A 22492-nucleotide genomic window follows, 5' to 3' on the forward strand; every position below is an offset into this window, starting at 1 on the left:
CTCATTTTAGTTTCCAGCATAAAAAATAGAGCCGATATTGGCTTTATTTTCTTGTGAACAAAGATTTGTAAATAAAGGTTTAATCTAAGGCTTTTAAGCCCGCTTTAGCAATACGAACATCTTCACTACCATGCGCGCCACCTACCCCAATACTACCAACTACAATGCCATCAATATAAATGGGCACGCCACCATCTAACATCAGCATATTTTCATCTAAATACCTAATGTCATCAGGAATACTGCCGTCTTTGATACCCTTAGCAATATCTGCCGTTTCTCTTTTTTGCGAATTAGCGGTATACGCTTTTTTATAGCTGGCACGAATGGTGTGCACGCCTGCTCGATGATCTCTCAAAACGGCTAAAGTTTGCCCCGAAGCATCAACAACTGTTACTGATACCATCAATTGATCTTTTTTGGCTTCTAAGGCAGCAGCATTCACGATGCTCTGTGCCATCTCACCCGTTAATACAGGAATGGTTGCCACATAAGCTCCAGAGTTAGACACGTTTGGTTTAATTTCATTGTTTTGCGAAGTGCTGAGCGAGGTGCTGGCACAAGCCGTGACCGATAACAGAGACGTTGCCAGAGCGGCATAAACGAATAATTTTTTCATTTTAAATCCTAAATATTGTTGTATTGACAACTTAATAAACCTTAATCAACACGCCTTAATTAAATGTTAGGCAAATTTATAGCCTTTGCATAACTTTTGGGTGCAAATTTCATAGTGACAATTAGCATGCATATTAGCGTGATAAGAAGCATCAGCCAAACGGCCTGAAAACTACCGGTCCCTTCACGTAAAACCCCTGCTAAATAAGGAACAATCGCCGTAATAATAAAGCCAATCCCTTGTACAAAAGCAGTCAATGCTCCCGCTAATTTAGGTAGTGATAAATGATCAAGTGCCACGGTTAGCGTTAGTGCAAAACAAGCACCAAGGCCACAACCTATCATGGCGGCCCAAAGAATCAGCAATGATTCTGGCATTAACATTAATCCTGCAAATCCAACGATCTGAATACCTACCGCAAAAAACAACCAAGGGCGTCGATCTAGACGATTCGATGAAAGCGCAGGAGCACCAAGCGCCCCAAGCACTTGAAAAATAGTCATGATGCCGATCAGCTCGCCACTACTCTGAGCGCTCCAACCTAAACCACGAGCATAAGTTGGCAAAAAGGCTATCATACAAGCATAACCAGCGTTTGCTAAGCCAAAATAGATGGCCAGTAACCACGCGCGACGATTTTTAAAAAAATTGATTGGTACACTGTTGTGCTTGGTTTCCATCACCTCCAATGGCCTTAGCCACCATAGCAATAGCGCAATCACCGGTAATATCAGCCATATACTAAGGCCTGCTTGCCAGCTACCATAATGCTCAGCCACTAGCGTGCTAAGCGTTGCAGCAATTCCGCCCCCAGCCATTAGTGAGGCTGAATAAATACCCATAGCCAGTGGTACGCGCTTAGGGTACCAGCGTTTTACGACGCCGGGAGCCATCGCCTGTACAATAGCGATACCGGTACCACCTATTAGCGCGCTGGCAATCAACGACCAACCAGCTCCTAGCCATAAACGCCACAAGCCAGCCAAGGCAATAGCAAATAATCCACCGGTTATCCAAGCACTTTCGCTCAGCCGTTTGCCAACCCAAGGGAGCAATAAAGGGAACACGCCCATACAGAACATAGGTAACACCACCAGTAATGAGGCTGCTTGCAAACCTATACCGGTACTCAAGCGGATTTCCTCTAGCAAAGGGCCGGTGGACGTTATGGTTGGGCGCAAAGTCAGTGCCAATCCGGCAATCACTATCATAGGCCAAAATAGCGTGAGCACCGACTGGCGTGTATTGGAGGAGATATGATCAGTACTCATGAATAAAGAGGTGTCCATTATTGATAATAAGCATCGCCAAAAAAGCCGACGCCGCGCGCCGACTTCTTTGATATTTTACTCTTCTTAAAATAGGCTGTGAGGCAGATGCCTAGTGAGGCGCTTAAAAAGGTTTGAAAGGTAAGAATTTACCATCGAGAGTAATAACCGCACGGTCACCACCTTCTGGATCTGCAACTTTTTTAATGTCCATTTTAAAATTGATAGCGCTGATAATACCGTCGCCGAACTGTTCATGGACGAGTGCTTTAAGAGTAGTGCCATAGACCTGCATCATCTCATAGAATCTATAGATAGTAGGATCTGTAGGCATTTCACTGCCGACACTACCGCGTAATGGAATAGCTTGTAGTAAAGCGATAGCATCATCATCTAGGCCTAAGGTTTCGCCAACTTTTTGTGCGGCGTCTGTTGGTAATGGATGCTGACCTAGCAGAGCTGCGGTTACATACACATCACTAAGACCAGTGCCTGCTGCTATTTGCTCGAACGACAAGTTTTTTGCGGCTTTAGCGGCAACAATAGTATCAGTTAATGCTTGGCGTGCGCTGTTACTAATTTGAGACTGAATCATGGTAATACCTTTTATAGTTTATGGTGAGGGTAATTGAGTTATTGATTATTAAGTTGAAAATAGTTTTAGTTGGTGTTGCTTATAATTAATGAAATTCAAATCGTATTAAGTTAAATAGTAATGGATTAAACAGCGACTGAAAGCGGCTGTATAGGGTACGCGAGAACCTCGGTATTCTCGGCAAGGGAAACAAAATTGTTAGTAGCGCCGTCTAAGGCATCAATGCCGCCAGTCTCAATATCGTAAACCCAACCGTGCAATGCCAAACGCCCTTCTCTTAGCGCCAGACGTACCGAGGGATGAGTTTTAATATTTTCAATCTGAGCGATGACATTTTCTCGTACCATAGATTCAATACGGTCGCTATCACTTAGATGTTGGATAGATTCATTAACCACTCGCGCTGAGTCGGCATAACGCAACCAGCTGCCAACCGCTGGCATGTGATCCATGCAGGTACAATTAGCAATGGCTGACATGGCACCGCAGTCTGAGTGACCACAAATCACCACATCGGTAACTTGTAATGCCGTTACGGCGTATTCTACCGAGGCCGATACCCCGCCCGGCTCAGGCCCATAAGACGGTACAATATTTCCAGCGTTGCGAATAACAAACAAGCCACCGGGTTCGCGCTGGGTTATTAGCTCAGGAACTAAGCGGCTGTCTGAGCAAGAAATAAATAAGGTACGTGGATTTTGCTTAGTAGCCAAATCTTTGAATAAATCGGCGCGTTTGGGGTAAGCCTCGCTATGGAACTTTAAAAAGCCTTCAATAATATCTTTCATAACGCTTGTCTCTGTCTTGTCGATAGAGTGAATACTACGCCGTTATAGTAATAAGGTAAAAGACTGGTATATTATGATGTCAATAACAAATACTTATAGATAGATTATGATACTCAGACACATTAAATACTTTCTGGCTGTTGCCAAGCACCAAAGCTTTACTCGGGCGGCAGCATCTCTGTATGTCTCGCAGCCCGCTTTATCACAACAGATTAAGCAGTTAGAAGAGACGCTGGGTACGACTCTGTTTGATCGTTCGGGTCGTAACGTCAAGCTAACCGATGCGGGTGAAGTGTATGCCCGCTACGCGCATAGAGCCTTGCAGGATTTAGAGGAGGGACGCCGAGCGCTGCATGATGTACAGAACCTGAGTCGCGGTGCCCTGCGGGTTGCAATTACGCCCACTTTTACCACTTACCTAATAGGCCCATTGATAAAGGAATTTCATAACTGTTATCCAAATATCACCTTGAGTGTGCAAGAGATGTCACAAGAGCAGATGGAAAAACAATTGCTCGATGATGACTTTGATGTCGGTATTGCCTTTGCCGAGGTGCAATCTGCCGATATAGAAACCCAAACTTTACTCATTGAAACGTTAGCACTGGTCGTTAATAATAACCACCCTCTCGCCCAGCAGCAAGCCATTGACTTGCAGACTCTAAACACCCAATCATTGGTACTGTTAAGCCATGAGTTTGTGACCCGTGAGCAAATTGAGCGCTATTGCCGTCAACACGATATCCAGCCAAAGGTGCTCATGGAGGCCAACTCACTCAGCGCAGTTATTGAAATAGTACGCCACACCCAATTGAGTACCTTGTTACCGTCCAATATTGTGAGTAATCGTGATGAGCTGGTCGCTATTGCACTGGCCCCGACTTTACTAAAGCGCACCGCGGTACTATTACAACGAAAAGGTACTTATCAGAGCGCTGCTACTAAAGCTTTTATTAAATTGGCGCATAAGGTCTGTGAATCAAATTCAGAAGCTAAAAATCCAAAATAGCTTAAAGCCACTTTTAGAATACTCTTGATTTATTATGACATGTCTATATTATAGGACATATGGAAATAACAAATGCTATCACCAGTTTTGCGGCACTCTCTCAAGATACTCGCTTAAAGGCATTTAGACTGCTGGTCAGTCAAGAGCCTGATGGCTTGCCTGCCGGTGAAATCGCTCGTCAGCTGTCGGTGCCTCACAATACTATGTCCGCGCATCTGTCAGTGCTATCACGAGCGGGATGGGTGGTCTCGCAACGTCAAAGCCGTCAGATTATCTATCGCGCTTCACTATCGCATATGGAAGCCGTCGTTCAGTTCTTATTGCAGGACTGCTGTGCTGGACATCCAGAGCTTTGCGCTTCTCTTGTAGACCATTTAAGCGGCTGTGGCGTCAATAAATCCGGCAGCTAAATTAACTATCAGGTCAATTACAGCTAAATAAACAATCAAGCCAAAAAAATCCTAACGATAACCTCAATAATAATATCTAAGGTCGCTATGACATCCCTTATTTTTCATAACCCTAGCTGTGGTACTTCTCGTAATACATTGGCCATTATGAAAGCCTCAGGTGAACCACCAAATATAATTGAGTATCTAAAAACACCCCCTACCCGTGACTATCTACTCGAGCTATTGGCATTAACTAACATTTCACCGCGCGAGCTGCTACGACACAAAGAAGCAATTTACAATGAGCTGGACTTAAATAATCCAGAATTATCTGATGATAAGCTCATTGACGCTATGATTATGCATCCTATTTTAATAAATCGTCCTATCGTAGTCACGGATAAAGGGGCGGCATTGTGCCGACCTGCAGAGCGGGTATTTGAATTATTAAATAATCCAATAGCTATTTTCAAGAAAGAAGATGGAGAAGTCATCCAATCTGATAAAGACAATGCCCTACACTCATCGCTTGGTTTGATTGACTTACCCAATATCGACTCGAAGAGTATGCACTCCATTGATATTGAGTCTTTGATTGGCCCAAATGACCCACGCCATCCACCTAAGATATTGGTGCTATATGGTTCTCTACGTGAGCGCTCGTTTTCCAAACTGGCAAGCGAAGAGGCAAGTCGGATATTGCGTTGGTATGGTTGTGAGGTGCGTACCTTCAATCCATCAGGGTTACCACTACCTGATGATGCTCATGCAGACCATCCAAAAGTGCAAGAGCTGCGTGACCTTGCGCAGTGGTCAGAAGGCATGCTATGGGTCAGTCCCGAGCGCCACGGCAGTATCACCAGTATTATGAAGGCGCAAATTGATTGGATTCCGTTGTCTCTAGGCGGCGTCCGTCCGACCCAAGGTAAAACCTTAGCAGTGATGCAAGTCAGTGGCGGCAGTCAGAGCTTTAACACCGTCAATCAGCTGCGCATTCTGGGACGTTGGATGCGGATGATTACCATACCCAATCAATCGTCTATTCCCAAAGCCTTTTTAGAGTTTAATGATGATAATCGAATGCAGTCATCGCCTTTATATCAGCGCGTTGTCGATGTGTGTGAAGAATTGGTTAAGTTCACTTGGCTCACACGGGGACGCTCAACTTATTTGACCGACCGTTATTCAGAACGCGTAGAAAACGCAGAAGAACTCTCACAGCGCGTCAATCAAAAATCTATTTAACGTTTAATCCTTTCTACGTCATGGTTTTATTAAGGCGACTTCATGTTAGCACTAGCGATTTTTATCGTCACCTTGACCTTAGTGATATGGCAGCCTAAAGGCTTAGGTATTGGTTGGAGTGCGATTGGCGGTGCGTTAGTAGCATTAACTTTTGGCGTGGTGCAACCGGCCGATATTGGTATAGTATGGAATATTGTTTGGGATGCAACTTTCACCTTTGTCGCGCTTATTATTATCTCATTGATATTAGATGACGCAGGGTTTTTTGGCTGGGCAGCTCTTCATGTTGCTAAATTTGGCAATGGTAAAGGGCGTTTATTATTCCCTATGATAGTGATTTTAGGGGCGTTTATTTCAGCTTTTTTTGCCAATGATGGTGCCGCGTTACTGCTGACTCCTATTGTTATCGCTATTCTGCTTCGCCTTGATTTTTCACCAAAATCAGCATTAGCATTCATTATTGCTACCGGCTTTATCGCAGACACGGCAAGCCTACCGCTAATCACCTCTAATCTCGTCAATATTGTTAGTGCCAATTATTTTGATATAGGTTTTGGGCGCTATGCTTCGGTCATGGTTCCAGTGAATATTGTATCTGTGCTAGCGACATTATTGGTGTTATGGCTGGTATATGCGCGCCATATTCCAAAACATTATTCAACCGCCAACCTTAGCTCACCGCAGTCCGCTATCAAAGACCCTTTGGTTTTCCGCGCCGCATTTCCACTCTTAGCCTTGTTGCTCCTTGCTTATTTTGCGACTGAGTCGTTAGGTATTGCTATCTCATTAGTAACTGGAGCTGCTGCGCTACTGCTCATGTCGATCGCAGGCCGCTGGTGGCAAGGAGGACGCAGTGCTATTATTTCTGTATCCAGTGTCCTACGCAAAGCCCCTTGGCAAATTGTATTGTTTTCAATAGGTATGTATTTGGTGGTTTACGGCTTGGGCAACGCTGGACTAACCGCATACGGCGCACAAATACTCAACTGGTTAGGCCAGCGAGGCAATATCGTCGCCACATTAGGGACTGGATTTCTCTCTGCTATCGTGGCCTCAGTGATGAACAATATGCCATCAACCTTAATAGGCGCACTAGCCATTGACCACGCACAAGTCCCTGCAGCAACTCAAGAGTTGATGATTTATGCCAATGTGATTGGCAATGATTTAGGACCAAAATTTACACCGATTGGCAGTCTTGCAACCTTATTATGGTTACATGTCCTGGCGGAAAAGAATTATAAAATCAGCTGGGTTCAGTATATGAAAATTGGGTTAGTCATTACTCCACCAGTATTACTAGCCACCCTTTTGGCCTTAGTATTTTGGTTGCCTATCATAAATGGATAAATGGGTTAATAAGCGCTTATGTAATATCTTATTTACTGCAGTTGCTTAACCACAAATTAGCCTACATTGATTACAATCAACACTTCACGTTCTTGTGGTGAAAATGATATACAAGCTCTTATAAGACTTAAAATATCAAATGAATTCTACTAATAGCTACCTCATAAAAATAATAATCTAGATTTACCACTCTTAAAGGTGCTAGTATATAAGAATAATTCTCATTAACATAAAGGCCTTATTAAGTTAAAAGGTTGGTTTAAGATAAAGTTATATAAGACAAAGCCCATCAACTGAGGAGTTATCATGAGCCATTTAGTCATTCCGAGCCATTGGAAAATAAAACGGTCCACTCATTTTTTTACTAAGGATAAAGTACCCACAGCCTTATTAAACCATCACAATACCGCTGAAGGTGTTTACGGCCAAATTTGCGTCATGCAGGGAACCGTTACCTTTTACGGATTTGCTGATGAGGCCGCCACCGAACCTGAGCAAACTATAGTAATTGCAGCAGGACAATTTGCCGTCAGCCCACCTGAATATTGGCATCGGGTAGAATTAACAGATGACGCCCAGTTCAATATCAACTTCTGGACGGAAGGCGATACTGGCAATAAGTCGATGTTCAACAGCTCTAAGATTCACAGTAAACCGATTGAAGCCTTGTTTGATAAATCAGACGATGACAAACCAGCTGAGTAATAACCAACTACTCAATATATGCATGTTTTCAAGGCGCTGACTCTCAAGAATCAGCGCCTTATTTTTTGGCTTGCTCATAGGTTTTGGTATACTTAAACTCGTACATCAATACTTTTTACTCGGCTGTTAGCTCAACAAGTAGGTCATGTATTTCGTTCTTAAGTGCTTTATCTTCAATTTTGTTCGAACTAATTTTTGCGTTTTGCAGGTTAACGACAGCAGCTTCAATTTGGCCTAATTCAACTTGCAATACCGCCATAGAAAAGGCAATCGAGGACATAAAGTCTTTTGAATTAATCTTAATGGCTTTTTCCAAAGCTTTTTGATAGATAACTAAAGCCTCGTCTAATTCCTCGGTAAAATCAGCAAGGGTCTCCCATTGTACGGGATGGTCTTTATCGGTATTTTCGTTATCGGTACATATAGTTTGCAGATCTATATAAAGCGCATCGAAAGCCTCTTGATTATGTCTATTATTAGCCTCTAATAGCTCTTCAGCTAAGATGTAAACTGACTTATATATTTTGGTATTGACCATTACTCATTTCCTTTTTTCTACTACTAATAAAATAACAACAAGTGAATTAATAAATGGATTTACTTATTAATTGGGTAATAAAAGCTTTAAGGTTAACTCTTTTACGTTTGCCCAGATAAATATAGCTTTTGCTATAGTCAGTTCAAAATCAAAGAGAGTCATTCATATCAACAAGCTACTGGTATAAATTTTTCTGGCGTGCTGTTCGCAAACGGGACAGAGGCTGCAAAAAATTCATTCCAGTAACCCAGTAACCTTGTATCGTTTTTAAATTGGATCGACGATAACGTGCTATCTACGTTTACTTTTTATAACCGACAAATTGCACCACTGCGCTGAGGCCTTGATGGCGCGTTCCTTCTGAAACAGTACGTTGCTTTTCAATACCTATTACTTCCTCAAGCTCTACAAGCTCACTCTGCAAATCTTCTAATGAGACAAATCTGTCTTTTTGCGTAGCAGGCGGCCCACCGACTCCTGTCATGGTAGTCTGCTGATAAGTATAAGCTTCTAGAATAAACACCCCGCCCTGCTTTAACGCCGGTGCAACCTGCGCATGGACGCGCTGCTGTATTGCTTCAGGCATATGCGCCCAAATAGAGACAATGCCATCCCATTGCTGCTCCCCTAATGCATAGTCTGCTAAATCTGCAACTTGGGTTGAGATAGTAACGCCTTTATCGCTGGCTAATTTTAGTGCTTTATTTAAACCAACTTTAGATAGATCCATAGCAGTGACTTGGTAGCCGTTTTGCGCTAAGAATACCGCATTTCTCCCCTCGCCCTCAGCTAAGCACAGCACACGCCCGCCTGCTGGTATTTTGTGAAATGTCTCTTTTAAAAAGTCATTAGCTTCTGTACCGTAGGCAAAACCTGCCTCATTATAGCGCTGATCCCACATTTTATTCTCCTTCTATGGTTTCTATTGCTTGATATTCAGTCTTATTTTACTATCTAATCAGTGCTATTGTCTGCGCTGATGGTAAAACTTGTATTATGTGCAATGTTTACCATTAGCGTGACTGAAGCGAAAGTATGATCCACGTTAGCTCCTGTGCCAATAATGCTAGCTTCTAACCTACTAAATATCGATGATTTGCAAGGATGCAACATGGCCACTCTGATACAAACGCTTAAAGAAGATTGGTCACTCTCAGCATCTATTGCAGGTTTTTTAGCGGTACTCATCGCTTATTCTGGCCCGCTGATTATTTTCTTTCAAGCGGCACAAGCAGCACAGGTTTCAGATGCCATGATGGCGTCTTGGATTTGGGGGATTTCTATAGGGGCAGCGATACCTAGTATTTATTTGTCCATCAAATATAAGACTCCTGTGGTCATGGGTTGGTCTGCCCCAGGGACTGCTCTGTTAATAACACTATTTCCACAGATGAGTATCAACGAGGCGGTTGCTGCTTATATTATCTCAGCCCTAGTTATCTTTATCATTGGTGCCACAGGCTACCTTGATAAAATTCTAAAGTTGATTCCTCCTGGCATTGCGGCTGGGATGATGGCCGGTATTCTGTTTCAGTTCGGCTTAGAGTTATTTGTCGCCACTGACACCATGCCATTTATCGTCTTCAGTATGCTGGCTTGTTATCTATTAGCCAAGCGTTGGTCGCCACGCTATACCATGATTTGGGTATTACTATGCGGCGTTATCTTAAGTGTGGTATTTGGTAAGATGAACCCTGTCGATATCAACTTCTCGATAACCATACCCACCCTCATCTGGCCAGAATGGTCATGGAATTCAACGTTTAACCTAGCCATTCCGCTTATCTTAGTGAGTTTAACTGGACAGCTCTTACCCGGTATGGCCATTTTAAGGTTGAGTGGTTACGACATTCCTGCCAAACCTATTATTACGGTCTCCAGTATTGCCTCGTTAGCCGTCGCGTGTGTTGGCGGTATTACGGTTATATTAGGGGCTATTACCGCCGCATTATGCACGGGAAAAGACGCGCACGAGCTCAAAGAAAAGCGCTATATCGCAGGAATAGCCAATGGTATTTTTTACTTATTAGGGGGCTTATTTGCGGGTAGTATTGTGACCGTATTTAGCTTGCTGCCCAAAGAGCTAGTCGCAGCCTTAGCAGGTCTCGCATTAATTGGTGCCATTTCTGCCAATATTACCGTTGCGATGAAAGATGATAACCAAAGGGAATCGGCGTTGATTACCTTTTTAGCCACGGCCTCTGGAATGCAATTTTTGGGGCTTAGTTCAGTGTTTTGGGGGATTTGTATTGGTATGATTGCGCATTATATATTAACTAAGAAGCGTGTGATTGATGTTGCTGTATAATTGGACTTGAAGCTGAGTTTATTGGGTGTTGAATATCTGTGTTAACTTGAGGATAAAGTAAGACTTGCATGTCCTCAGTAAGTGTTCATTAAACAAGTATTTTTTGAACAGTACATATACCTTTAAGAAATTTTATAATCAACAACTATAAGTTAGTTTTAGCGTGTAGCTACCACAGGTAATACACTCGAAAAACAACTATATCTCGCTGTCAGAAGTATTATGTTTCAATAGAAAAATCACTACCTGAAAGTTGGTTCATGTTTAAAAGCGACCTGATAAAATTCATGTTATCTACAGAGAGTAACGATAAGCTAGATGAATGGTATCTTTCTAAAATTGCTGAAAGAAGAAGCTTTCACAATCTATTTGAGTGCTCTAACATTAAGTGGTTTGAGTGACTATTTTATATGTGTCTATTAGCTAAACGTCTTCTGAGCACTCTCATAAAATCCGTTAAAAGCTCTAAAACAAGTGTTCAAAACATAGTGCGTTTAGTACCGTTTAGAAAGTAATATTTATAAAGATAGTAAACAGTAGCCATATTCAATCCTAACTTACCTTCTCTAACGTCTTACTTAAAAGCTTCGGTGATACGGCCATACTCGTTTTAATTAGTTGAAAAAACTAAGCACAGAGTGCACTAACGGTAATTTGGTTTTGATACTTGCTTAGAGGACCATATCCACCTTCAGAGCTGATATTACCAACGACACAGGTTTCAAAAAACTTATAATATCCATTTTGATTTATTTTATTTGAATACTTTATTAATAATTGGTCTGGATCTGATACGTAATAGGTTATACCATTAGCTTCTAGCTCATAAATTTCAAAACTTCTTTTAAATTTACCCTGTAGCTCTACCTCTTTTGCTACTACTTCTCCTTTTTGTATTGATATTTCTTTCACCTGATTATTGTTGTTAGCTAATGTTTTATCACAGCCTGTACTCATGAATATAGTTGCCATAAACCCCAATACTACCCATCTATAGCCAACCATGACTGTGTCCTCTGTTAAATATTAATGTATCAAATGAAATTAAGAAAACTTAGTTTTGAGAAAAAAATAGCCCCTTATCTTAGTCGAATATTATCGAATAAGATAAGGGGCTATACAAGAGAGTTGTAACACGTCGTCAGTGCATAAACTAAACAATTAAACTAACTTTTAACTCACCTTATCCCACATTTTACTGAGACGCTTCGGTGATACGGCCATGCGGGTTTTCATCGGCTGTGCAAACAATTGGATACGGTACTCTTCAACCAGCCAGCGGTATTCGCTGATAGATTCAGCATTGGCACGTCCTGACAGTCGCTCCATATGTAAATCCAATGCATAAACCCCGTCAAGATCCGCTTCAATATTGTGCTCAAGGCGCTCAAGGCGAATCTCCAGCGCCTCTAAATAACGCGGATACTGCTGCCAATGGCTATAATCCATCCGGTAGACAAAATTGGCTAAATACAAGTCTTCCAATTGATCTTCCATATCATCAATGGACTCACCAAATATTTCCCGATCGAGCATTAGTAACCCTTGGCGGATACGCTGCCAGCGGGTATAGACATTTTTAAGGGTCTTAATCACTGTCTGACCAGTTAACAGGAAGTTACTAACCACCACATCTGAGGTTTGCTGATACTCTTCTAAAGTGAAGGGTAGCTCTTCAGCCAGGCTTATAGCAATATCACCAGCGCTCTCAGGCAAGTCGTCACTATGATCAAACAAGATATAATGCTCTTCAAGAGCAGCATCTAACGCGGCATCAATAACGATTGTTTTTAACTTTTCCATATCACCAAGCGGTGCAAACGCCAATTTAAACATTTTATCAATTTGACTGGTCAGCTGCTTTTTCTTCGCGCCAAGCTGCCCTTTCATTAAAGTCAGCACACCAATACGGTGCGCCTGCAAAGCTGCGCTCACATCAGTATATTGATGAATCGAAACCGCCTCGCCTGCTTCATCAATCACTAAGGCAGCAAACTGCTTCATGACTACACCAGCGCTATGATGGTTTTTGCTAAACTTGAAATGCTCAGGGAAGCTGCTATGTACGCCTTGCTGCTCAGTCACGGCTTGACTGGTTTCGCTAGCATGACGGACTTGTAATGTCTGTAAGTCACGACCTTTTTCAATAATGCGATTCTTATCATCGACCACACAAATTTGCGGCTGTAGATAACGGTCAATGGTGGATGGATTGAAGTTATCAGGCGTTACCGACATAATCCCGCGGCGATTTAGCGCTTGACACAGTTGCTTTAATAACCCTTGCGATTGCGCAGGCTGTAGCTCATCAAATAAACTGTCAGCCGTATCAGGAATCGGTACTATCTGTCGGCGAATGTCTTTTGGTAACGATTTTAGTAGCTGTAACACTAACTCAAAGCGCCAACCAGGTACGCCCCATAATAATTCAATCGCATCCAACTGCGGTAACGCGGCTAATGGCACACGAATAGTCACGCCATCTTCGTCGCTTGACGGATCAAAGATATAGCGCAGTGGTAGCTTCAAATCACCTAATTGCCAAACTTCTGGAAAGTCACCGGTGGTAGGTGCTTGGCTATTAAGAATGTCATCGTCAGAGAAGAATAGGTGTTTGCTGTCTGTCTTTTCAACTTCCGCACGCCAATCTTCAAACGCTTTACGACTGGCAATATGCTCGGGAACTTTTTGATCATAAAATTGATACAGGGTTTCTTCATCGACCAATAGGTCACGGCGACGCAACTTATCTTCGATACGCTCAACATGAGCCACTTTATCCATATTGTGCTGTAAAAATGGTGCTTGCCGACCAAAGTTACCAGTCACTAAGCCATCACGAATAAATATCTCGCGTGCCTCAACCAGATTAACTTGTTCATAATTGGTTAGCTGTTTAGCAATGATAATTAGCCCAAATAAGCTAATTTGCGCATAAGCTTTTACCCGGCCGGTCTTCTTCGACCAATGCGGCTCAAAGTAATGATATTTTAATAGGTTGCCAGCGGCTGAGATAATCCATTCCGGCTCAATCTTGGCAACCGTACGCATAAAGACCTGTGAGGTTTCTACCATCTCAAACGCCATCACCCACGGTGGTATTTGCTTAAATACGGTACTGGCAGGAAATATCTTGGCCTTTTGCTGGCGTGCGGCTAAATATTCACCGCGATTTTCGGTTTTATGAGCAATGATAGATAATAAACCAGTCAATAATGCACGATGTAAATTGGCATATTTAACCGCTTTTAGTTCCTCATCATCAATACCTGTCGGATCACTATTAGTATCGAGCTCATCAAGGTTATTTTTAGAACCATTTTTAGTACTGGCTTTTGAACTGCTGACATCTTTCAGCTTCAGCTCGGTGACCATTTGTACCAGCTGACGATGGGTCTGATGCCACTCACGCACACGCGGAAAACTTAGATAGTTCTTTTTGGCAAATTGCCTACGCTGATTACCAGACAGCTTATTACCATCCTCATCTTTTTCAAACAGCATTTTCCAAAGACTGAGATAAAATAAGAAGTCGGAATCATCTTGGCGGAACTCTGCATGCTTTTGATCCGCTTGCTGGCGCTTATTAGCAGGACGCTCGCGTGGATCTTGAACCGCAAGCGCTGCAACTACAATCAGCATCTCACGAATACAATCAAAGTCACTACCGGCAACTAGCATACGTGCCAGCCTTGGATCTATTGGCATCCGTGCCATTTTTTGTCCGGTAGACGTAAGATGCAGATGGTCTAAGCCTTTACGTTTTGGCTTATTGTTTGTGTGATTAGTTGCCTCTTCATTTTTGGGTGTAATCGCGCCCAATTCATCAAGTAATTTATGACCATCAGTAACCAAACGACTATCAGGCGGCTCAATAAAGTCGAAGTCATCAACACTGCCTAAGCGCAGATTGGCCATCTGTAAAATCACTGAGGCTAAGTTGGTGCGTAGAATCTCCGGCTCAGTAAATTCAGGACGGCCACTAAAGTCCTCCTCGCTATACAGACGAATACAAACGCCAGGCGCAACCCGACCGCAGCGACCTTTACGCTGATTGGCTGCTGCTTGAGCAATGGCTTCAATCGGCAAACGCTGCACACGCGAGCGGTAGGAATAACGAGAAATACGTGCAAACCCTAAATCAATCACATAACGAATACCGGGTACGGTCAAAGCGGTCTCAGCGACGTTGGTAGCAATAACAATACGTCGACCTCTACCTGACGGTTGGAAGATACGCTGTTGCTCTTCATAAGTCTGCCGCGCAAATAATGGCAATACTTCTGTATGCTTTGGCCCATGACGCTCAAGAACTTCTTGGAGCTCACGAATTTCAGCTTCGGTAGCGGCAAACATCAAGATATCGGCTTGATCAGCATGACCTTTGTTTTGCGCGTCACTAAAACACTCATCTACGGCAGCAACCACAGCACGTGGTAGATTTTCTTCAAAATCATCGTAACTGTCATCATCTGAGCTGGTCACAGGCTCATCGGTTAGCGGACGATAACGTACCTCGACCGGAAAGTTACGTCCTTCTACATTAAAAATAGGCGCCGGTATTTGCCGTTTTAACTTGGCATCATAGCGGCTAAAATAATCACTAAAACGTTGGGTATCTAGGGTCGCTGAGGTAATAATAACTTTTAAGTCTGGCCGTCTAGGTAGCAATTGCTTTAAATAACCCATGATAAAGTCAATATTTAAGCTACGCTCATGCGCCTCATCAATAATAATGGTGTCGTATTTACTTAAAAACCGATCATGACCTAACTCAGCCAGTAAAATACCGTCGGTCATCAGCTTAATCACTGACTGCGCAGTACCTTGCTCATTAAAGCGAATTTTAAAGCTGACCGTATTACCTAACTGTTCACCCAACTCTTCCGCAATTCGGTTTGCCACACTACGCGCTGCCAGCCTACGCGGCTGAGTATGCCCAATCTGCCCTCTTATACCACGACCTGCCAGCATCGCTAATTTTGGTAGCTGGGTAGTCTTACCAGAGCCCGTCTCGCCAGCGACGATAATCACTTGATTATCAATAATTGCCTGCACTAAATCTTCGGCACGCTGGCTTACTGGTAAATCAAGATTTAACTTCGCAGCTAAATTGTCTGGAATACTATCCATACGCGCTTGTACTACTTGCTGTGAGCGAGTTTTTAGCTTTTCAAATTGTGCCTGCTTTTTCTCTAAATCATCACTATTTTTAGCATCGTGTTTGGCATCTGTATTAGGCTTTTTATTAGACGAAGAATTTCTAGACGAAGAGCCACGCTTCAACTCACGTTCAAGTTTGCTTAAATAAAATTCATCTTTAGCAAGTACTGGTAAATCAGCTGCGACTTTAGGCTGAGAAGCTGCTTTATCCTCTACCCGATTTTTGATATCAATATTATCATTTAGGTCGTTATTTCTTGAATTTTTGGTACTTTCTAAAGTATTAGTCATATTCACTTAGGCTATTTTTTTATATGAAGAGTGGGTAGGTTATGGGGCTAATTTGGCTGCGATTCAAGATAGCAGTAGATGGGATTATTTGAAATATAAAGGTTACTATCTTTCATGTTTTATTAAAATAAGGCTTTCATAGCTGTGACGTTGAGTGAATAACTATCTAAAACCTCTCAAAATTACGCTATTAAATGTTATTGGTCAAAAGTGAAGCATTAACTTGTCAATACTCGCCCCGTCCTCAGCGCAAATGCCCAATCCTCACGACCATTTATTAGAGCAAGATTGGCTGCCGCTTCATGATCGTAGGGGACTTTGATATGCTGAGTTTGCCAGCGGCTGCCCTGCGCAGTTTCGATACATTCAATTAAGGCGTAATTGGCATGCGGTGAATAGGTTTGCATTTTATGTATAACGGGCAAATTATCTTCATAGGCGGGATAACCAACACTGCCTGTATTAACAATCATCTGACCTGTTGACAGCATTACTGTTCGCGGAATGTGCGTATGACCACATACGATCATTTCAGCTTTGACGCCATTTAATAATGTCAAAATATCTACGTCACTACGTACATTAGGCCGACCGCAACTCACATCTTCTAACAGGTACATCATGTCATCGGTTGGCGAGCCGTGGCATAAATATACGCCTTTACTCAAATGATAATCAAAAGGCAACGCGCGCATCCACTCAACGGCGGCTGTTGGTAAATCGCGCATAATAAAGGCCAGTGTTGGATTGCTAGCGATATCCGCTGCCGTAGCATCGTAAATCTGTCGATCTTGATTACCACGGCTGCTAATAATATCGCCTTGATTTGCCATCAACAGCCCGTAGGTCGCTTTTGGCGCAATCGGGCCGTATAGAATATCACCAAGATTAACGATTTGACTGACAGCGCGACGCTTAATATCCGTAAGCACGGCTTCTAGCGCAAATACGTTGCTATGAATGTCTGAAATGGCAGCGATTGTCGCTATCGGTTTGGTTTTTAAATTAGTCATATGAGTCAATACTTAGTTTATGCTTCAATAAGTTAGCCAAGGGCATCTAAGCCGGAATAGAGTTATGATAACGACTTACCCCCGCAACTACCGTCTGCTCAATCACTCTATCATCGCCTAACATCATCAGCACAAATAGACGCTCATCAAGCGATTTGGTTTGTGTCATACGGCGCTCAAGTAATTCAGTCGCACCCATATCTATAACTACAAAATCTGCCTCTTTATTAGGCATAAAGTTACCGAGTTTATTATTTAATAATAATGACTGAGCATTGCCCAAAGTAATCTGATACAACCCTTGATGAGCGGGTAACGGATTACTTTGTAGTTGCTGGACTTTATACGCCTCTGACAAGGTAGTCAGCATCGATAGACTGGTTCCCGCGCCCACATCAGTAGCAATACTGACGCCGGTATAGCTTAAGGTTTTGGACAAATCAAACAGCCCACTACCCAAAAATAAGTTGGACGTTGGGCAATGTGCTATTTGTGTGCCAGTCTCGCGCAGCCTTTCATACTCTGAAGTCTCAAGGTAGATGCCATGCGCCAAGGTCGTACGCCGACCAAGTAGCCCCATATCTTCATAGACGTCCAAATAGCCTTTATGATTGGGATAAAGCTCGCGCACAAAAGCGACTTCATCACGATTTTCCGCCACATGCGTTTGCAAATAAACGCTGTCGTAACTGGCATATAACTCACCGGTTAGTCGCAGCTGCTTTGGAGTCGACGTAATAGCAAATCTTGGCGTAATGGCCACATGCTGACGTCCGCGCTCATGCCATTTATCTATGATATTTTGAGTGTCACGAATACCCTGTTCAGCAGGAACACACAAGTGCGCAGGCGCGTTTTGATCCATCAGTACATTCCCCGTAATCATACGGGTATTTAAGCGCTGGCTTTCAGTAAAAAACGCCTCCACTGATTGCGGATGACTGGTAGAAAACACCAAGGCGCTGGTCGTACCATTGGCAAGCAATTGATTTAAAAAGAACTTTGCGGTGTCATGCGCAACCTTTGGATCCTCGAAATTAGCCTCAGTGACAAAGGTATAGTTATTGAGCCAATCAAGCAGCTGCTCACCAAAAGCGGCAATCATATCTATCTGCGGATAGTGCACGTGGGTGTCAATAAAACCGGGCATGATCAGTTTATGCTGATAGTCATGAATCTTTACCGGTTCTCGTCCCTCTTCGTCTCCTGTATTACCGTAACCCTCTAACATCGCCTTACTGCTACCATAATCTGCAATAAGACCGGTCGCATCGTCGACGACCAGTGCACCATCGGCAATGTATTCAGGATAAACACTCACGCCTGCGACAACGGGTATTAGCGTGATATTTTTATCAACCGTCGTAGTTGTTGGTGAGCGCTCAGCCCTAGCTTTAACGTCATCTTCGGTAAGATAGTGTAGCAACTGGGCTTGATAAATATGTAGGGTCATTTATAGGTCTCATATTGTTTGATAATACGGTTTTGATAATACAGGGCATTTTAGCCAAAAGTTAACAGTAGAGTTGGAAGTCAATACTCTTTAGAATCGTTTAAATTATTGCTGGTGATAATCGTGGTTGTGGTAATGCTGCAAAATTTGGGCAGCCATAGACACGGCAACGGCCATCGGCTCTTTACCACCGATCGGTAGTCCGATTGGCATGGTCAGTTTATCGACTATCTGCTCACTATAACCACGATGAATCAGACGGTCTTTAAAACGTTTTGCTTTGGTTGCTGAGCCAATACAACCAATATAGGGTGCTGAAACTCGTGGATTGCTAGCTAATATATTAGTATCTAAAATTACATCTACAGACGCGCGTACTAGCTCAAAATCGACACCGTGGTCATGGGTCATGATAAGAATAAAGCGCTGAATGCCTGAGCAAGGTGGAGAATTTTGAGAGTTATCAATGATAAACGGACGAATAAAATCAACAGGCTCATCACTAACATGCGGACGGATATGCGCAGGAAGTTGATAAACAGTAGATTGATCGGTTTGATTCGCTCTATCTATTAAATAAGGTTCAAACCTCTCAGGGCGACTGTCTACCCAGTCCACTTGACAAGGTAATTCAGCAAGTATCGTCATCAAAGCCGCTGCCACATGCCCTGCCCCAAATACCAATATCGATAGCGGCGGCGTCACATTAAAGCACTCAAACATGACCGTGACACTACCACCGCAGCACTGTGCCAATTTGGCACCAAGAGGATAATGCTTGGTATAAACCGTATCGCGGTGTACTACTTTGGCTGGCTTCGACTCCATTTCACTACTAATAATTTTTTTAGAAATTTTATCTTTTTTAGAGCTCTTTGATACGGTTGCCTCTATCTCACCATTGAGCAATTGCCGCGCGGTAGTCATAACGTCATGCTCCAGACCACCGCCGCCCAGCGTGTCGCAACAGCTATCATGCGTGATAACCATTTTAGCTTGTAGCGCTCGGGGCGCTGACCCGTTAACGGTAACCACAGTAGCCAAAACGTGTGCGACACCTTGCTGCTGATATTGCGCTAGACCGTCATACCAGCGTGTGGGCGGCATTGTCGGAGCTGATGATAAATCATTCACTGTGCGCAGGCCCTCTAGCCGTTGACACGTTAGGATGTTCTATCGCTTCAGGCTGGTCGTCCGTTAATTTACCTTCGACCTCTGGTGGATTTACATCTTTACCATGAGGTACTTGCTGCGGCATAACTCGATCATCATCAATACCACAGTCATCATCAACCGGAGTTAAACTATCAATAGTGTCACCATCTACCTTAGCTTTAATTTCCCATTCCTGCCCTTGCATACGCATTACTGCTTTTAGTACGGCTTCTGGGGTCGCAGGCATAGTAAGCTCTGGATTTTTCTTATAATCGCCTAAGCTTGCTACCGCATTATTAATAGCGCACCAGACACTAGCGGCTAACATCAACGGCGGCTCACCCACTGCTTTAGAATTGTAAATGGTCTGCTCTTCATTTTTACGTTCAAACAGCTTAACCTGCCACTGCTTCGGCAAATCATGGGCCGTAGGAATCTTATAGTTGGCCGCACTGTTGGATGCTAAGTTGCCTTTTTTATCCCAAGTAAGTTCTTCAGCCGTGAGCCAACCCATACCTTGAATAAAGCCACCTTCAATTTGACCGATATCAATGGCAGGATTTATCGACTGCCCCACATCATGTAAAATATCGCAGCGCAGTACCTTGTACTCACCCGTTAAGGTATCAATTTCAACCTCAGAACACGCCGCACCCAATGCAAAGTAAAAGAACGGTCGACCCCAAGCTTTGGAGCGGTCATAAAATATCTTCGGTGTTTTATAATAACCGGTAGAAGACAGACTGATACGATGTTGATACGCCAACTGAACCATCTCAGCAAAGGTGAAGTTTTCTTTATCACCGATATAGACATGATTACGCTCAAATCGTATATCCTCTTCTGCTACGTCAAAATGCTCAGCAGCAAACTCAACGATGCGCCCTTTAATGGTTATACAAGCGTTCTGCGCTGCTTTACCGTTAATATCCGTACCCGATGAGGCAGCAGTCGGTGAGGTGTTGGGTACTTTATCCGTCCGTGTTGCCGATACTTTAACAGTGTCTAAGTCAACGTCGAATTCATTGGCAACGATTTGGGCAATTTTGATATAGAGCCCTTGTCCCATCTCAGTACCACCGTGATTGAGGTGGATACTACCATCGGTATAAATATGTACTAGAGCGCCACCTTGATTCAGCGTCTGCACTGTAAATGAAATACCAAATTTCACAGGCGTTAAAGCCAGACCAAGGCGCTTATCACTGCCCTCAGCTTCGGCTTGCTGATTGGCCTTCGTAATTTGCTGGCGACGCTTATCATACTCACAGTCTTCTGCCAGTGTATTGATGATAGTTGCCAAATCAAAATGCTCAATCGGCTGTCCATAATGAGTGCTTTGTCCATTCTGATACAGGTTGTTTAGTCGCACTTGTAAGGGGTCTTTTCCTAACGTATAAGCAATATCGTCCATCATATATTCAGCAGTGATAAGACCTTGCGGCCCACCAAAACCTCGAAAAGCAGTGTTAGATACCGTATGCGTCTTGCAACGATGTCCTGCGACATGGGCGGCAGGATAATAATAGCCATTATCACAGTGAAACATCGCTCTATCGACAATCGCATCGGATAGGTCTGGCGCATAACCACACAATCCTGCTAACTGCATATCGACCCCAAGTACTTGGCCTGATTCATCTACACCGACTTCATAACGATTGGCAAATTCGTGACGCTTACCGGTCACCACCATGTCATCTTGCCGATCTAAACGCATACTGACTGGCACATTATGGCGTTTGGCGACGATACCGCACAGGCACGCCCATGCTGCTGCTTGGGTTTCTTTGCCACCAAAACCACCGCCCATTCTGCGCACTACGGTATTGACTGCATGAAAGGGTAAATCTACCACTTCAGCGACCAGCTGCTGCACTTCACTTGGATGCTGGGAAGAGGTGTACACTTCAAGTCCACCATCATCACTAGGCACTACGTACGACACTTGACCCTCAAGATAAAAGTGTTCTTGGCCCAACATGTGAATGTGCCCTTTGATGCGAATAGGCGATTTCTCAAGCGCAGCTTCAGTATCGCCGCGCTGCATAGTATGACTAGGACGAACAAAATAATCCTGTTCTAACGCCTCATCAACACTAAGCACTGCTGGTAATATCTCATATTCTACAACGGCTTTGAGCACGGCTTTTTTTGCGGCGCGGTGATTGGTGGCTACCACCACAAATAGCGTCTGACCTGCATACTCAGTGATTTCATCCACCATTAGTGGCTCACCGTCAAACACCGCACCGATATCGGTCTTAGCAGGTAAGTCTTTAAAACTTAAAACATCCAACACCCCATCGGCTTCTCTCACCGCACTCAGATCCATACTCAATACGCGTGCATGAGCATGAATACTTTTACCCACTGCTAAATGCAAGGTTTCTTGTGGCTTTAAAATATCGTCCACATAAGTTGCCGTCCCCATGACATGACTAATCGCACTGTCATGCTTGGCTGAAGTACCGATTTTATTTTTGGCCGGACGCACTCGGCGGATGCTGTAGCTGTCAAATAACGAAGATTCATGGCTCATAGTGGCTCTCTCTTTTATTGATGCTCTTTTATTTTAATAAAATTTATGCTGTAGCAGT

18 protein-coding genes and 1 pseudogene are annotated in these 22492 nt (G+C 43.4%); 7 read left to right on the forward strand and 12 right to left on the reverse strand.

The genetic code is table 11. The features are described from left to right. Positions 1–79: 79 nt before the first annotated feature. From AAEY88_RS01990 to AAEY88_RS02005, 4 genes are all read right to left on the reverse strand, one after another. On the reverse strand, positions 80–619 hold the full coding sequence (locus tag AAEY88_RS01990) for a heme-binding protein (protein ID WP_350558294.1): 540 nt from the start codon (positions 617–619) through the stop codon (positions 80–82). Between the two features lie 59 nt (positions 620–678). After that, the gene (locus tag AAEY88_RS01995) at positions 679–1890 is read right to left on the reverse strand and encodes a CynX/NimT family MFS transporter (RefSeq protein WP_350558297.1); all 1212 of its coding nucleotides are present in this window, start codon (positions 1888–1890) and stop codon (positions 679–681) included. 121 nt (positions 1891–2011) lie between these two features. After that, positions 2012–2482, reverse strand: a complete 471-nt coding sequence (cynS, locus tag AAEY88_RS02000; RefSeq protein ID WP_350558300.1) for a cyanase — start codon at positions 2480–2482, stop codon at positions 2012–2014. A gap of 125 nt (positions 2483–2607) precedes the next feature. Further along, positions 2608–3270 (reverse strand): carbonic anhydrase, encoded by a 663-nt coding sequence (locus AAEY88_RS02005; protein WP_350558303.1) that lies wholly within the window; start codon positions 3268–3270, stop codon positions 2608–2610. A gap of 106 nt (positions 3271–3376) precedes the next feature. On the opposite strand from AAEY88_RS02005, the gene cynR reads away from it, so the two are divergent. From cynR to AAEY88_RS02035, 6 genes and pseudogenes are all read left to right on the forward strand, one after another. After that, a complete protein-coding gene (gene cynR, locus AAEY88_RS02010; protein WP_350558306.1) occupies positions 3377–4279 on the forward strand; it encodes a transcriptional regulator CynR in 903 nt (300 codons plus the stop codon). Positions 4280–4338: 59 nt separating this feature from the next. Beyond that, entirely contained in the window at positions 4339–4689 is a 351-nt protein-coding gene (locus AAEY88_RS02015; protein WP_350558309.1) for a helix-turn-helix transcriptional regulator, read from the forward strand. A gap of 87 nt (positions 4690–4776) precedes the next feature. Next, positions 4777–5109: pseudogene (arsC, locus tag AAEY88_RS02020) on the forward strand (arsenate reductase (glutaredoxin)); the annotation flags it as partial. A gap of 99 nt (positions 5110–5208) precedes the next feature. Then, positions 5209–5916 carry an arsenical resistance protein ArsH gene (arsH, locus tag AAEY88_RS02025; RefSeq protein WP_407074415.1) on the forward strand — a complete coding sequence of 236 codons (708 nt, stop codon included), beginning with the start codon at positions 5209–5211 and terminating at the stop codon, positions 5914–5916. A gap of 42 nt (positions 5917–5958) precedes the next feature. Further along, a complete protein-coding gene (locus tag AAEY88_RS02030; protein ID WP_350558312.1) occupies positions 5959–7266 on the forward strand; it encodes an arsenic transporter in 1308 nt (435 codons plus the stop codon). Between the two features lie 306 nt (positions 7267–7572). Continuing rightward, entirely contained in the window at positions 7573–7971 is a 399-nt protein-coding gene (locus tag AAEY88_RS02035) for a DUF1971 domain-containing protein (RefSeq protein ID WP_350558315.1), read from the forward strand. Between the two features lie 115 nt (positions 7972–8086). Here AAEY88_RS02035 and AAEY88_RS02040 read toward each other — a convergent pair whose 3' ends face one another. Continuing rightward, a complete protein-coding gene (locus AAEY88_RS02040) occupies positions 8087–8509 on the reverse strand; it encodes a tetratricopeptide repeat protein (RefSeq protein ID WP_350558318.1) in 423 nt (140 codons plus the stop codon). 301 nt (positions 8510–8810) lie between these two features. After that, positions 8811–9410: a class I SAM-dependent methyltransferase gene (locus AAEY88_RS02045; RefSeq protein ID WP_350558321.1), complete on the reverse strand. Its 600-nt coding sequence runs from the start codon at positions 9408–9410 to the stop codon at positions 8811–8813. A gap of 210 nt (positions 9411–9620) precedes the next feature. Between AAEY88_RS02045 and benE the strand changes: the two genes are divergently transcribed. Further along, on the forward strand, positions 9621–10817 hold the full coding sequence (gene benE / locus AAEY88_RS02050; RefSeq protein WP_350558324.1) for a benzoate/H(+) symporter BenE: 1197 nt from the start codon (positions 9621–9623) through the stop codon (positions 10815–10817). Between the two features lie 627 nt (positions 10818–11444). On the opposite strand, the gene AAEY88_RS02055 is transcribed toward benE, so the two are convergent. The 6 genes from AAEY88_RS02055 to xdhB form a co-directional block, all read right to left on the reverse strand. Continuing rightward, positions 11445–11822, reverse strand: coding sequence for a hypothetical protein (locus AAEY88_RS02055; protein WP_350558327.1), 378 nt, complete (start codon positions 11820–11822; stop codon positions 11445–11447). 168 nt (positions 11823–11990) lie between these two features. Continuing rightward, positions 11991–16271 (reverse strand): ATP-dependent RNA helicase HrpA, encoded by a 4281-nt coding sequence (hrpA, locus tag AAEY88_RS02060; protein ID WP_350558330.1) that lies wholly within the window; start codon positions 16269–16271, stop codon positions 11991–11993. A 218-nt stretch (positions 16272–16489) separates the two neighbouring features. After that, positions 16490–17284, reverse strand: coding sequence for a metallophosphoesterase family protein (locus AAEY88_RS02065; protein ID WP_350558333.1), 795 nt, complete (start codon positions 17282–17284; stop codon positions 16490–16492). Between the two features lie 46 nt (positions 17285–17330). Then, a complete protein-coding gene (gene guaD / locus AAEY88_RS02070; RefSeq protein ID WP_350558336.1) occupies positions 17331–18737 on the reverse strand; it encodes a guanine deaminase in 1407 nt (468 codons plus the stop codon). Between the two features lie 105 nt (positions 18738–18842). Continuing rightward, on the reverse strand, positions 18843–19871 hold the full coding sequence (locus AAEY88_RS02075) for an XdhC family protein (protein WP_350558339.1): 1029 nt from the start codon (positions 19869–19871) through the stop codon (positions 18843–18845). Then, a complete protein-coding gene (gene xdhB, locus AAEY88_RS02080; protein WP_350558342.1) occupies positions 19864–22434 on the reverse strand; it encodes a xanthine dehydrogenase molybdopterin binding subunit in 2571 nt (856 codons plus the stop codon). Before xdhB ends, AAEY88_RS02075 begins: the two co-directional genes overlap by 8 nt. Positions 22435–22492 lie beyond the last annotated feature (58 nt).

The organism is Psychrobacter sp. CAL346-MNA-CIBAN-0220 (assembly GCF_040309805.1).
Taxonomy (GTDB): Bacteria; Pseudomonadota; Gammaproteobacteria; order Pseudomonadales; family Moraxellaceae; genus Psychrobacter.

Coding starts and splice junctions, on each gene's coding strand:
- AAEY88_RS01990 (WP_350558294.1), bottom strand. CDS start 619: ATGAAAAAATTATTCGTTTATGCCGCTCTGGCAACGTCTCTGTTATCG.
- AAEY88_RS01995 (WP_350558297.1), bottom strand. CDS start 1,890: ATGAGTACTGATCATATCTCCTCCAATACACGCCAGTCGGTGCTCACG.
- cynS (WP_350558300.1), bottom strand. CDS start 2,482: ATGATTCAGTCTCAAATTAGTAACAGCGCACGCCAAGCATTAACTGAT.
- AAEY88_RS02005 (WP_350558303.1), bottom strand. CDS start 3,270: ATGAAAGATATTATTGAAGGCTTTTTAAAGTTCCATAGCGAGGCTTAC.
- cynR (WP_350558306.1), top strand. CDS start 3,377: ATGATACTCAGACACATTAAATACTTTCTGGCTGTTGCCAAGCACCAA.
- AAEY88_RS02015 (WP_350558309.1), top strand. CDS start 4,339: ATGGAAATAACAAATGCTATCACCAGTTTTGCGGCACTCTCTCAAGAT.
- AAEY88_RS02030 (WP_350558312.1), top strand. CDS start 5,959: ATGTTAGCACTAGCGATTTTTATCGTCACCTTGACCTTAGTGATATGG.
- AAEY88_RS02035 (WP_350558315.1), top strand. CDS start 7,573: ATGAGCCATTTAGTCATTCCGAGCCATTGGAAAATAAAACGGTCCACT.
- AAEY88_RS02040 (WP_350558318.1), bottom strand. CDS start 8,509: ATGGTCAATACCAAAATATATAAGTCAGTTTACATCTTAGCTGAAGAG.
- AAEY88_RS02045 (WP_350558321.1), bottom strand. CDS start 9,410: ATGTGGGATCAGCGCTATAATGAGGCAGGTTTTGCCTACGGTACAGAA.
- benE (WP_350558324.1), top strand. CDS start 9,621: ATGGCCACTCTGATACAAACGCTTAAAGAAGATTGGTCACTCTCAGCA.
- AAEY88_RS02055 (WP_350558327.1), bottom strand. CDS start 11,822: ATGGTTGGCTATAGATGGGTAGTATTGGGGTTTATGGCAACTATATTC.
- hrpA (WP_350558330.1), bottom strand. CDS start 16,271: ATGACTAATACTTTAGAAAGTACCAAAAATTCAAGAAATAACGACCTA.
- AAEY88_RS02065 (WP_350558333.1), bottom strand. CDS start 17,284: ATGACTAATTTAAAAACCAAACCGATAGCGACAATCGCTGCCATTTCA.
- guaD (WP_350558336.1), bottom strand. CDS start 18,737: ATGACCCTACATATTTATCAAGCCCAGTTGCTACACTATCTTACCGAA.
- xdhB (WP_350558342.1), bottom strand. CDS start 22,434: ATGAGCCATGAATCTTCGTTATTTGACAGCTACAGCATCCGCCGAGTG.